The 13438-nt window shown below is 50.5% G+C and carries 7 protein-coding genes; all 7 read right to left on the reverse strand.

All coding sequences use genetic code 11. The features are described from left to right. Window positions 1–3: 3 nt before the first annotated feature. The 7 genes from METMI_RS0119800 to METMI_RS24710 all read right to left on the reverse strand — a co-directional run bounded on the left by METMI_RS0119800 (window position 4) and on the right by METMI_RS24710 (window position 13436). Window positions 4–936 carry a hypothetical protein gene (locus METMI_RS0119800; RefSeq protein WP_029151825.1) on the reverse strand — a complete coding sequence of 311 codons (933 nt, stop codon included), beginning with the start codon at window positions 934–936 and terminating at the stop codon, window positions 4–6. 5 nt (window positions 937–941) lie between these two features. Continuing rightward, window positions 942–2573 carry a hypothetical protein gene (locus METMI_RS0119805; protein WP_029151826.1) on the reverse strand — a complete coding sequence of 544 codons (1632 nt, stop codon included), beginning with the start codon at window positions 2571–2573 and terminating at the stop codon, window positions 942–944. Window positions 2574–2593: 20 nt separating this feature from the next. Next, a complete protein-coding gene (locus tag METMI_RS0119810) occupies window positions 2594–5803 on the reverse strand; it encodes a DUF6603 domain-containing protein (RefSeq protein ID WP_019868048.1) in 3210 nt (1069 codons plus the stop codon). A gap of 12 nt (window positions 5804–5815) precedes the next feature. Beyond that, window positions 5816–6319: a hypothetical protein gene (locus tag METMI_RS0119815; protein ID WP_019868049.1), complete on the reverse strand. Its 504-nt coding sequence runs from the start codon at window positions 6317–6319 to the stop codon at window positions 5816–5818. 23 nt (window positions 6320–6342) lie between these two features. After that, window positions 6343–7512 (reverse strand): hypothetical protein, encoded by a 1170-nt coding sequence (locus tag METMI_RS0119820; protein ID WP_019868050.1) that lies wholly within the window; start codon window positions 7510–7512, stop codon window positions 6343–6345. A 12-nt stretch (window positions 7513–7524) separates the two neighbouring features. Next, window positions 7525–8541 carry an exonuclease/endonuclease/phosphatase family protein gene (locus tag METMI_RS0119825; protein ID WP_019868051.1) on the reverse strand — a complete coding sequence of 339 codons (1017 nt, stop codon included), beginning with the start codon at window positions 8539–8541 and terminating at the stop codon, window positions 7525–7527. 1103 nt (window positions 8542–9644) lie between these two features. Beyond that, window positions 9645–13436 (reverse strand): response regulator, encoded by a 3792-nt coding sequence (locus tag METMI_RS24710; protein WP_019868053.1) that lies wholly within the window; start codon window positions 13434–13436, stop codon window positions 9645–9647. Window positions 13437–13438: the final 2 nt, after the last annotated feature.

The raw sequence follows: 13438 nt of genomic DNA on the forward strand, positions 1-13438 counted from the left end.
AAATTATGATTTTTTATTGTAGAAACTAACCATACCCACGCCTTCCACCATTTCAAACCCCATTTCGGACGAATCAATGGCAGGTAATGGCACCACTTGGTTTTGCGCAATAAGGTTTGCCAAGGTTTGCATTTTTACAGTGCGTTTATCGTTTGTGGCACGGAAACAATTGTTAGCCGCCAAATCAAGATGTTTAGGGTTTGCCAAATCCATGGTCACCGAAGCGTCACCGGGGGAACCACTTTTAGTGAAGGTATAAATGGTCTTTTCACTGGTGATGGCATCACCAGCGGTTTCGAAGCTGTCCAGGCCATAGTGCAAGGCTTCTGGCGCTTCGTGTATATCAACCCGATACATATCACCCTCCACTAGGCAAATCAGGGTATCCGAATCTGGCCCTAAACGTTCCATACGCAAGATGGTGAGCAGGTTTGGGGTCGGATCCAACGGCGTGCCGCCTAGGGGATAAGGGTTGACGCCCATGCCCGGATAATCCTGGACCAAGGATGAGCGCAGCATAAAACCGGAAATGGTTGCGAAGGAAACCACTGGCGACTCCACGCCCAAAGCCGCTGCACGGATCGAGGCTGACGCGCCCGATGTGCCATCCTTCATGATGGGCATGGTGGCTTTGTCCAAAGCCAAGCTGACGGTGTCTTCATTGGTTGTGAGGTTACGCCCTATGCTGTAGGCACCATCCACCAAAGCATCCACCCAATTGCTATCAAGATAAAAAAAGCGGATTGATTCAGGCGGCAACATCGCTTCATCAGGCACCAAATAGTTAATGGGCACGCCATACAAAAGCTTAAGCCTACCCAACCAAGCCGTGATGTTATCTGGGCAGCTAACGGTGTCTTCTACCTGCTGCGATAAGGCGGCAGGATTGGCATACAAGGCCGAGAGTTTTTGCTGGACAAGCGTACGTGATAGCATGGCTGTTAGTTTTTTGGCTGTTTTAAAGAAAGGATGGCATTGCGTAAGAAACTGCCTGCGGGCGGTTTCTGTTGCAGTGGCCTTCTTACGTGGACATCCGCTGCCAAGGTGTCACCTTGCGTGGTTTCGCCCGTTTTTAACTTTAGGGATGCTGATTGTGCGGGTATGCTTGCGAACACTGCACTGAAGCTTTCTGAAAGGACGCTATTCTCCACACTGTCAAGCACATCTTGTGACACCCCTTTTTTCCAGTTGTAAAGTGCGGTGGAAAAACTGGTGTCCTGCAACGCCATTTGCCTGCCCAAAGTCCAGGCGGCGGCATACGAGACATCCAACATTCCCGTAGTGGGGTCAAAAATGGTCGCTTTGTCTGGCGATGGTATGGGTAAGTTAATGGCGGCTTTGTCTATTTGGTAAGGTGCTAACGGGCCGCGATACCAAGACACGGTCCTATCAATAGTGAATACGCCACTGGTGTATTCGGCGGCCCGCAAGTTATGGTTGAGCGGTACATAGCCCATGCCCAAAGCGGCCTTTACAATCGGTATCGCCGCTTCCGGGCAAGTGAGCCGTAAGTTGGTGTTGGCAGCCAGATCCGCATTGGTCTCATGGTTTACTGGCGGTGCGGCATTGTTTAAGGCATTTAATTGGTCCACAAACGTCGCGCTTTCACCAGTGGAGTAAAAATTCCAACTTTTTAAAACCGCCAAACGCAACAATTTTGAAATGTCAGGCGTGAACCCATCCTGATTGTCAGGTGCACCACCGTCTTCACTGGTAGGTAGAAAATCTTCCATTTCTTCCAAAGAGACCAAATAGGCATAAGTCTTTTTCATGGGGTTGGGCAAACGGTTGCCAAACACAATCGAGAAACTGCCCTCAGGCTCCCCGACATCCGATATGCCGGGCATGGTGGGCTTATTGATCAGGCTGACTTTGCGGACGTGCGCCATTAGGCTGAGGTCGTTGATGGTAGGGGCGATTTTAAAAAACAATTCCAGCGGGATGTCCAATATTTGTATGGTATCCGTCAGCTGGTCACCTGGATCAAGGTACGTGCTTAACGGCTTGCTTTGGTCAGTCACACCGTAAAAATAAGAATAGTTCGTACCTAATGTGCTTTGCGGGTTGGCGCTGCTTAAAAACAGGTCGCCGATGGCCGCATCTGCTGGTGTTAACTTAAAACTGGGGTATTGCCCTGCATAATTGGCAACATCATCCTCATCCAACAAAATAACCGTAAGCCATGTGCTCATATCCACATCCGTATCCTGGCCGGGAGACGGGGGGGCATTATCGAATTCTTCGTTAAGGGTTTTGGTCGGATAGCGTGACCAAGGGAAAGTGGTTTTGGTAAAGACCACATTGGGCAGTACGGTGTTGTATTCCCCTGAAGCATTTTCAGCGGGAAAAACCGAATACACCAATTCCGTGGGCTTGCTCAACCGGAAACGGTCCCCGGTAACAGCAAAGCGGTAAGAGACCGAAAGCGAGTCGTCAGAAACGATATGCCCTTTGGCATCGGTCACCTGCTGCGAAACATTTAATTGGTACTTGCCGTCTTCCAGCCCAGGAATGTCATGCTGGATAAACGAGACCAGTTGGTTCAGTTGCGGGTTGTTGGAATTGTCGCTCATGGTGTGTTTTTCCGTTTCCGTTAAGCTTCTAGGCTCTCACCTAGCATCATCACTTCAGGCCAATCGGTCAGGGCCGTTTGCGATGCGAATGTGGTGAGGTTGGCAGTGCTGTATGTTGAAAATCCCAGCAGGTTAAGATTTTCGAAGATGGCCATCCTCTGGCTGCTCACCCAGGTGTCTGCCAATGAACTGAGCACGTAGCCGGTATTCTTAAGTTCAGCCGTATGCTGGCCCGAAACCGTAACCGTCAAGGTATCTGAGCCTTCCCCTGTGCTGCTAACTTCATAATCGTCATCAATGACTTGTGCTTGGTAAGAAAAATAATAGTTGTTGCCTTGCTGGTACAGCAGCTGTATCAGCAACACCCCGTTCACCCGATTCGGCAGCCGCGGTAAAGGCGTGATGTTAAAACCGGTTAGGCAAGCCTTCAAAAATGACGGGTCGGTGACCTTAGGTTTTTCTCCCGTGGAAGACTCCCATAATGCGGCGGATGAATCCAAAACCACCGGGGCCAATGACACGGCGGTGATGTATCCATAATTGCCTTGGTCATCCATCTTCAATAGGCTGATGGCCATGCTGGAAGTGACCCCGTTAAGGGCCATGGGCTTGATATTGACCGTAGGGTTCCAGATATGGGTGCCGTCCATCTGGTTGGCTGTATCGCCAAACGTCAGGTACGGCCATTGCGCCGCATCCACGGGCGGTGGGGAAACGTTATAATCGCCAGGGTCATTGGAAACCGGTTGGCTTGTGCGATCCCCGGTGCCCCATAACGGGGTATTGGCCGGTAGGGTGCTACTCACCAGAATGCTGAAATGGTCGGGATCCAATATCCAGTCAAAGCCGTTCACATCGCTACCCAATAAACCAGCCGCCACAGTGGACTTAAGGATATTGGTGGATGCCGCGGCTTCGCCCGCCGTTGCCGCCATCGCCATTAAGGCCTTGTGGGGGGCGGGCTGTGCAGGTGTGTCCCCTGGCAAGAACATGGTTTTAAAATTCTGCCAACCAATAGGTTCCGGTTGTTCTTGTGCCGCCCCGAAAGAGATAGTGAAAGAAACGACATCCAAATCCACTTCCGCAACCCCGCCAAACGGAGGCCCCCACAATTGCAGGTCGGCCCCAACCGACACGTTCAGCGTGACCAAACCCAGATTGACCGAACACCCCACATTGACATAGACGTCCGCTTCATAATGGAAAGGGGCCCAGGCAATTAAAAAGTCGGCCCCAATAGTAAACCACGCTTTGATGACATCTAAATCCCATGTGGCATTCATCGAACCACCCGCCATAAACATGCCGGGGGTCAGTGCGAAATAACAACCGCCCGTGACATGGAACGGCCCTAAGTTAAAGTTGATCCCCAACCTAGGCACTTTGGGATAATAAGCAGGCGGTGTAAATGCCGGATGATAACCGCCGAGCGTCACAACAAAATCGCCAGTTTTAGGCCCATTGGCGATCACTGGCGGGTTGAACCAGATATAAAAAGCAAAACCGCCAGTGATCTGGCAGAAACTGCCAAAGATATACGAAGCTGGGGAAATGATGCCCTCCACCGCCAACAAACCTGTCGATGGGGAAAAGGATGCCAAAATGTCTATTTCCACATAAGCAATCGGGGTAGGCGCACCCGTAGGGAAATTCATGGAACAGCTGCCAAGCAAAGCCACTTGGAAATCCACCCCAAAGGAAACCGTCACCAAGGCAAAGGCGTTGATCATTTGGAACGATGAAAAAGTAACGCCTGCGGCCACCCAATATTGCCCCGGATCGGGAATAAAGTATTCCTGCATTTGCGGCAGCACAGTATTGATCGTGTCCGCAGCGGAGCCCCCTTGTGGAGGGGCTTTAGAATTCGGGCCTGGCAATAGGATATAACCAGGCAAATTCTCGAGGGTGGGCAGCTTGAGCAAATCGTTTACACCAAAACCTCCGGCAAAACCATTCAGATAAAGATAAGGCGGCCCGCCGAGCGGTACATTGATATTGGCATAAATGAAAAAGGAAGCAGGGATCTGGATTTTTTGGCCCGCATGGTTAGGGTCATTGGCTGTATGTGCGGGTGTGTAACCACCCAATGCCTTAAACCCGATACTACCTACTTGGACAATAACTTGCCCATAATAAGCAGTGCCCCCGTCTTCTGCGGTGCTTTTCAAAAAGGCGCCGCCAATTTCAAGCCCACCCGTTTTGATGTCCATGGTCAGGCCATGCAAATCAAAACTAACCGTATCACCTGCGGGCATACCGGGCAAAGGCATAGGGAAAGTGATGGACATCTCTTCTAGCCCTAAGGAAAAGCCGCCTAACGAAAAACCCGCCGAAAACCCAAATGAAGCTTCCCCTTTGCTGTAGTTAAGGCCAATTTTTTGCAAGTCCACCGGGCCGAATTTTTTATTGATGTTTATCCAATGCACTGAAGTGGCGGGCGGGCTGGTTTTGCCGCTACCAAAAGGTGGCGGCGGTGTCTGGCTACTGGGTTTGGGGGTTGCCAGCAATGCCATAGGCAAGGCAAAATTACTGCTGGCATTGCCGCTTTTTGACAAACCCGCCGTTAATGAAAAACCTTTCTTGTTAAGGGCGAAACTCTGTTTGTTGCCATCTGTTTTAATGCTGTACGTGTTTTTGTTCCTGGCCTCAGGGTCATTACGGGTGTATAGCAGGTTGGCTGAAGAACCCACTTGCGGGATATTGAAAGCGACTGTCTTATCGGACACGTTGGTGTAAGAAAAGCCAATGTTGGTGAGGGACAACTCGTTAAAACCCGGCACATCCCCCACTAACGGCAAACTGGCAAACGCCAAGTTTACATTGACCGATGCCCCCACCACATAAGCGTTACCCGTCGTATTGCCGCTAAGGATCGTGTCAGCATAAAAATTAAAGACGTAATGGTTAGCGTTGATGATTAAGTCGAAACTTCCTGCGGCGCCCAATTCAGTGGTCGTGTCCCCCTGCGTAGGTTTGGTGTAAATTACTTGGCATACCAAATAATCAATCCAGGCTTCAATATCCAATTCAGGCGGCAATTGCACATCTACCCCAAACTGTTTGCCCACATAGCCAATAAAATTGGACAACGGTATTTCCGCGTCTTGTACGCATCCGTTAAAGGTATAAATTGTCTTACCTTCCGGCGTTTGATAACCGACACCCAAAGAAACCGGCACCGAGCCGATTTCCAGATTAAGCCCTGCAATTAATTCAACTTCTGTGGACATGGCAATGTTTCTTTATGAAGGAGATTTTGAGGTGGCGCTGAAGGAAATTCCCAGGCTGTTGATTTTCACCCAATTGTTAAGCTCGCCAGGTAGGGCGATAATACCTTTCGTGGGGTCAGCCCCTTCAACATCAATGTTGATGGAAAACAAGAACTCTTTATCGGTTGAGTTAATGGTAAATTCGTAAATATTCACCAGCAATTGGTTGGATGAATTGAAACTTTCAGGGGTAATATTTGCATCCGGTTGTTTAAACAGCACCGAAAGCGCGTCCATCCCAGGGTTGCTTGCCAAACCACCGGCCCCCACCCCCAATTGGTCTTCAATAAAGGCGATAACATCCCCTAAATAAACGGTTACAGGCGGATCTTCAGGCTGACGGTTCAGCTTAAACAGAAAACCATTACTGACCCCGTCCTGCGAATTGCTGTCACCAAAAACAATTTCTGAAAGCAGGGGTACGGTTTCCTCCCCCACTTTTAAAACTGCGCTGAAAGATATTTGTGTTGTGCTCATTGGTTTGTCTTGTGTGTTTTTATTCAGCTTGCGCTGTACGCTACCGATATGGACAGTTGCTCCACCGATAGGGGAATTTTTTCAAACAGGCCAAAACCACCCGACATGACAATCGAAGTGGAAAACTCATTGATAGTGCCCGTGGACACATCCGCACTGGTATCAAACTCAAAACTGTTTACCGTGATGTTGTCGCCTATGCCTACGTTAGTCCCCTGCCCCATCAAATCCTGCAACATGACATTCACTGACTTGCCGGCAGGATTTTCCAGATAGGCGGCGATGCCGAACGTGTTGTCCGTTGAGCTAGGAAACGTCATGGTGAAATCGAAGGTAAAATCCGGGTCACTTAACCCCACCGGCCCCGGATTGGCATAATTGCAAAGCTTTACCGACCCAAGCAACCCCCACGTCACCGCAGCATCCGATGTGGGATTGGTGACCGTCACCCAAACGCCTAAGGGATCCAAATAAAGGGCGTTGCCCATCAGCGGCAACTTTGAAATGCCGACTTCAACGTTGACAGAATTGATTGAGATGCTGAAAGACGGTGCGAGGGTCACATAGCAAAGTAGCGACATGCTCAGTAACCCGAAAGACGTTTGCCCGGCAGAATAAGGCCCCAACTCCGTTGAAGGGAACCAGGCATTGCCTTCGGCCAACGGGCCCATCAAGAAATTCAGGTCATTAAGGCTGATGCCCACCCCGGTAAATTCGCCGGAAAGGTAAAAGAACCCGCCATTCATAGGCACCTGGGTATTAATGTCCACACTGGCTGAACCGATGGCGATGGTGACACCGAGGCTAAACACATCGGTCGGTGGTGAATCGCCTTCAGGGTCGGTCTGGGATGAAACGGTGTTGATATCCAACCAGGCATTTTTGGTGATGCTCCCGCCAATCAAGGGGATACAATTGGCAATCGCTTGGGTAAAATCCTGGTCATTGGTGGAACGCAGGGTAACCGTAAGGGAAGCACCGGTAGCGTCCACGGTGCCGCTTAACGGGATGCTGCCCATCCCTAGCATGGTTCCTATTGTGCTAAGAGCCGTGCCGGTAGCGTCCACATCCAATGTGCCGGTAAAATTATTACCGTTTAACGAGTGCTCGGAGAACACTAACAGGCTGAGTATGGAATACTGCAACGATGGATAAGTGCTGCCGTATTGGTCGGTGAATTTCCAGTTAGCCATTTCAACAAGTCCTTAATATTCGATTATCATCGGTAGATGGTCGCTTACTTTGTTGTAATTGTTCAAAACCGCCACCAGATTGTTGGGATACAGCGCCACCGGATTAAGCGGTTGGGAAACATTCCTGGCATTGCCTATGAGATCAAGCACATACTCGGAAATGCCCCCAGGAGCGACACTAAAGTTATACAACAAATTGTCATACGCCTCTGAAAGGTAATTGCTAGGCTGGGGATTGACATTGGCAACCCTTGTCCTGACGCTGCTAAGTGTGCCATTGGGAATAAGCGAATTGTAGTTCCATGCCAGTAACTGGTTAAAACCGGTAACGGCCACCCCAAAGCCGTTGGTGTAACTAGAACCCGGGTTACAGTTAAAATCCCCCATAATAAAATAATCCGTCGGGCTTACAGCCGCAGTGGGGTCCAGCTCACCCACAATGCCCAACTTTCTAACATAATCTATTGGCGGCCTATACCTTACATTGGCACCACCTTTTACTGGCGGCGCATGGATCCCGACAATTTTCGTGGTGGTCGTGCCTTCCACTAATGACGCCATAAATGGTGTCCGCGGGTTGATGTAGGCATTATTGTTATCACGAAGGGAGATTGTGGCGGGGTTGGCATTAAAAACCAAGTTGTTGAAGATTACGCCTACCGTTTCATGGTTACCGGTTATCTTTGGGGTGGCGAAAGAATACTGGTAGTTGTTGTTGATATTTCGGGTTACAGCCACTTGGTTCATAGCATTGGTGATTGCCGTGATTGTCGGGAGGCAAGTCCCGCTGACCGCCTGATTTTTATTATGCCCGCCCGTTTTCAACTCAATGATTACGAAAATATCCGCCGGATTGTTCGATAGGCCCGCCAACCCCCATAAGTTGCTCCATGCCGCATCGCCCATCACTAATTTCATCATATAATCCAACACATTATTGCCTAGGCCATAGGGGGTGAATGTGTTGGTAAAAGCATTGCCTAATTTGGTTTGGCCGATGTTTTTTAAGTTCCAGCAAACTATTTTCATACTCTTAATTGTCGTTAAGTTGAAATTCATAATTTCTGATATAGAAACTTGCGGGCGCAATTTAACAAAGCATCGGCATTAAAAAAAATGACTATTACCTAAAAAAAAGTGAAAAATCCACACTGACTGCTTTGGGTAACCCCAATCAACTGATTATTAATAATTTAGTTCTTTTATTTTTTCTTTCGTTTTTATATAAAAATGGAAAAAAAACCGAAATATGGATAGCTGTTCACAAAATAACCGGTAGTTCCTGACCGCCTTGCTAGGGAATCATGATCCGTTTCCCCAAGATACCCTAAGCACGCAAAGGAATTTGTACGGTTCTTGAAACGAATTTTTTGGGAAAACCGCCTTCTTGTAGACCGGGTTTCGATGACCCTTACCCGAATAACTCGCACAACCGGGGGTGTTCGGCAAGCATCATCAAAATTGGCTTAGAACGTGTTTTAAAAGCGTCGTGGGCGGTTCCGCACGGAGCGCAAAAACCGGAGTGTACTGGGACATACATGCGGAAAGCGGGCACTGCGCAACGCCGCAATCAGACCGCGTAGCAACTTTTAAAACACCTTCTTAAACCAGGGCGTTACTGCTAGCCCAAAGGATGGAAACGTATGGGAAAACCTGTGCCATCCAATCAACAATTGCGTTGGCGGGTGGCTAGTTTTGACAATGAAGGGATTTTGACCCGCAGTTTGCTTCTAGCGGGACGGCGGGCAACAAAAACCGAATCCAATGGAAATAGCCCGGACACCAGAACTGTTGGGGCAGTTCGGGCAGGTTGCCAAAACCATGGGCTTATGGAAGGGCGGTTGGCTTGGTAATCATACAGGGGAAATAGTGGCACGACGCCAACGAGACTGTGAAAGAATTATTTTATGTCCACGAAAAACACGAAAAAACACGAAAGTGTAAAACCAGATCAAATATAACTTATTGAAAGTTATTATTTAATTGTTTCGTGTTTTTCGTGTTTTTTGTGGACAATCATTAATTCCTAGAGCATTTTGCAATACTTTCACAGTCTCCAACGCTTATTGGCGAAGATCAAGGCCTGCCAATTTGTTAATTGGCAACCGGGTTTCAAATAGGAGGATTGCCGCTTATGGGCCAAGCGTAGAAGAAACCCATGCTTCCAGGCTATGCAGCGTGTCCAAAGCCTGCTCGTAATCAAAATTTTCAATTTGCTTTTGGAGGGTGGCCGCCTGCTCCCCTAAGGCTGAATGTAACAATGGTGCGGCCATGCGCATCACCGCACTGGCATCAACATCACTAACCGCCAATAAGGCTTCAAGCTTATCCAGCGCCATACGCACATCATCCCAATTGACCGCCATAGGCACGCTCCCGGCGGCAATAGGTAGGGCCCTGATACCATCCAAGAATTGCTCTTGTTCCACCTCGAGCGAGGCAAGGCAATGATCGGTTTCATCACGGCCGAGGCTTTCGCGGACGGCTTGTTCCAACTGGGCGGCGGCATGCTGCACCCGATGTGCGCCCAGCGTCGCTGCCGCCCCTTTAACCGTGTGCGCCAGCAAATTTGCCTGCTGCATATCGCCTGCATCCAAACTTTGGCGCAACCGCTTAACGTCATCGGCATGATGCCCTAAATACATCTGCAATAAGGCGATATATTTTTCCTCGTTCCAGCGCATCAGCTGCAACCCTGACTCAATATCCAGCCCAGGGATAGCGCTTAGCAAGCGGCGCAAATGGGTATCCGCCACGGTAATGCCCTTATTTACTTGGGGACGCACCAACGCCAAATAGGGCAACCATTTCAGCAAGGCCGCAAACAAGGCTTCAGGGTTAACTGGCTTGGCGATGTGGTCATTCATGCCGGCATCCAGACAACGTTGCCGGTCTTCACTGAACACATTGGCGGTCATCGCCAAGATAGGCACTGATTCACGTCCTGGTATCCCCCGGATAAGACGGGTGGCCTCCAGGCCATCCATAAGCGGCATCTGCACGTCCATCAAAATTAGGTCGTAAGCGGTCTGCCTGGCCTTTTCCACCGCTACGGCCCCGTTTTCAGCCAGGTCGGCCACAAAACCGGCTTCCTGCAACAAGGCCAAGGCCACTTCCTGGTTAATCGGGTTATCTTCACACAGCAATAGCCGCGTGCCAGCATAATCCTGAATCAAGACCGCTTCGGCATCCGATACGGCCTGTACCGACGCGGGCCCGACGGGCGGGCATATGATGCGGGTGATCGTGTCATACAGGATAGACGGCGTGACCGGCTTGACCAGAATGGCATGGAATCCGGCGTTCCTGGCAATTTCCACCAGGGAAGGTTCGTCATAAGCGGTCACCAGCAGCCGTTTGGGCTGACGGGATAGGGGCATATCGTGGATTTGCCGCGCCGTCTCAATACCATCCATGCCTGGCATGCGCCAATCCAGCACCACCAAATCGAACGGTTCGCCTGCGCCATCCGCATCCTTAATAGCCGCCAATGCCTCAACACCCGAATCGGCGGTAGTGACCCGTAGCTGTAAAGCTTCGAACATATACGCCAAAATCATGCGTGCATCGGGACTATCGTCAGCCACCAATACCCGTTGGTTTTCCAAGTGCAATGACGGTTTCCGGACGACTGTCTGTAGGGATTTCCTGAACCGCGCAGTCAACCAGAAGGTGCTGCCGCATTGTGGCTGGCTACTCACGCCAACCTCCCCGCCCATCAGTTTGGCCAGGCTTTTGGTGATGCTCAAACCCAAACCCGTACCGCCATAACGGCGGGTTGTCGAGCTATCCGCCTGCTCAAAAGTCCCAAACAAGCGGGGGACAGCTTCAGGGTCTATGCCGATACCCGTATCCTGGACTTCAAAACGTATCAGCACTTCATGGGGGCTTTCTTCAAGGACACGGGTGCGTAAAATAATGCTGCCATGCCGGGTAAATTTCACGGCATTGCTGAGATAATTCAGCAATGCCTGGGTCAGGCGGGTCTGGTCGCCATTTAATTGGGCTACCGGCATCGGCCCGGTGTCCACGACCAACTCCAAGCCCTTCCCTTTTATCTTCTCCATGACCAAACCGGCAACATTCTGGAGGATGGTTTCCAGATCAAAATTGATGGCTTCCAAGGTCAGTTTGCCAGATTCAATTTTGGCTATGTCGAGGATGTCGTTGATGATCGCCAACAAGTGTTGTGCGGAATCGGTTATCTTTTGCAGTTTATCCTGTTGCCCGGCATCGTGGGCGCCACGTTGGAGCAAATGGGCCAGACCGACTATGGCGTTCATCGGCGTCCTGATTTCATGGCTCATATTCGCCAGAAACGCGCTCTTGGCCTGATTGGCCTGCTCGGCCTCCTGTTTGGCCCATTCCAGTTGCCGTGTCCGCTGTTCGACCAACTCCTCCAGGTGTTCACGGTAACTGTCAAGTTCCTCGCTTAAGCGTTTTTTCTCGGTAATGTCTTCCTTGATCGCCAGATAATGGCTGATGCTGCCGTCCGGTTGGTGTATCGGGGCAATACGGGCAAACTCAAAATAGATTTCGCCATTTTTACGTTTATTGCACAGTTCTCCGCTCCATAGCTCCCCCCGCTTTAAAGTCGCCCACAACTCGTCGTAGGTTTCCTTCGATGTTAAGCCGGATTGCAGGATACGCGGATTTTGGTAGGCCGCTTCGGCTAAGGAATACCCGGTCACCTTCGTAAATGCCTGGTTGACATATTCAATTTGGGCGTCGAGGTTGGTGATCACAATGCTTTCCGGGCTTTGCTCCACGGCCTGGGACAATTTGCGCAACTGTGCTTCATTGCGTTTCCGTTCGGTAATGTCACGGGCGGCGGCGAACACGCCGGCCACGTTGTTTTCGGCATCCCGGTAAACGCTGGCGTTATACAGCACGTCAGTGATTTGCCCCGAGACATGCCGGATGGCCAAGGGATAATCCGTCACAAAGCCTTGCCCTAACACTTGGCTAAAGCCTACATGCGCTTGTTCGGGTTCCGTGAAATAAACGGAAAAGTCACTGCCTATCAATTGGTCGCGGGACAATCCCGTCACCTGCTCGGTCGCCTTATTGACATCGGTGACTTTACCCGCCTCATTGATGGTGGCCAAAGGATCCAGGCTGGCTTCGATCAGGCTGCGGGCATACAACGAGGCCGCACGTAACTGCTGCACGGCCTGTTCGCGCCCGGCCTCGTTCTGTTCCAGCGTGGCGACCATGTGATTGAAATGCTCCGCCAGGCGGCCAATTTCATCGTTGTACTTGAATGCCAGCCGGAACTCGCGCCGCCCTTCCGCCACCCGTGTCACCCCCTCCAATAGCCGATTTAAACCGCGGGTCATCGCGGTTACGACAACATCAACCGTGGCTAAGATCAGGATAATGGCCAACAGCATAAACAAGACCACTTCATAGATCATCTGATGGATGACAGTGATCAAATGACCACGGCCCATGCTAATCCGTGCCCAACCCAACAGACGTTTTCCGGTCATGACCGGAGCCGCCACATCGACGGCTAACTTATTTTCGGTCAGGACGACAGATTGCAACGCTACCGTCTGCAAACTCCGGCTAACCGCATCCTGAAGGTATTGGCCGATATGCTCAGGTTGGCTGTGCGCCAAGACCCTGCCGTCAGGCGCAACCAGCATCGCATAGTTAATGCCCGCCCCATGCGCTACGGACTGGATGATTTCCTGAAGCCCGACGACATCATTGGCCATCATCCACGGGCCACTACTGACCGCCATGGTCTCCGCCAGCGTCATGGCGGCTTCACGGTTTTGCTGGTACAAAAAAGCTTGTTGCCTGACGGTCAGGCCAACCAGTATTGGCAAAACCAGCAAAAGCATTGCCGAGGCAATGATACTGATCAACTGGTACCGGATAGACATGTTACGGAAACGCCGAAAACAGCCAAACATGC

Origin of the sequence: Methylovulum miyakonense HT12 (genome assembly GCF_000384075.1) — a bacterium.
Lineage (GTDB): Bacteria > Pseudomonadota > Gammaproteobacteria > Methylococcales > Methylomonadaceae > Methylovulum > Methylovulum miyakonense.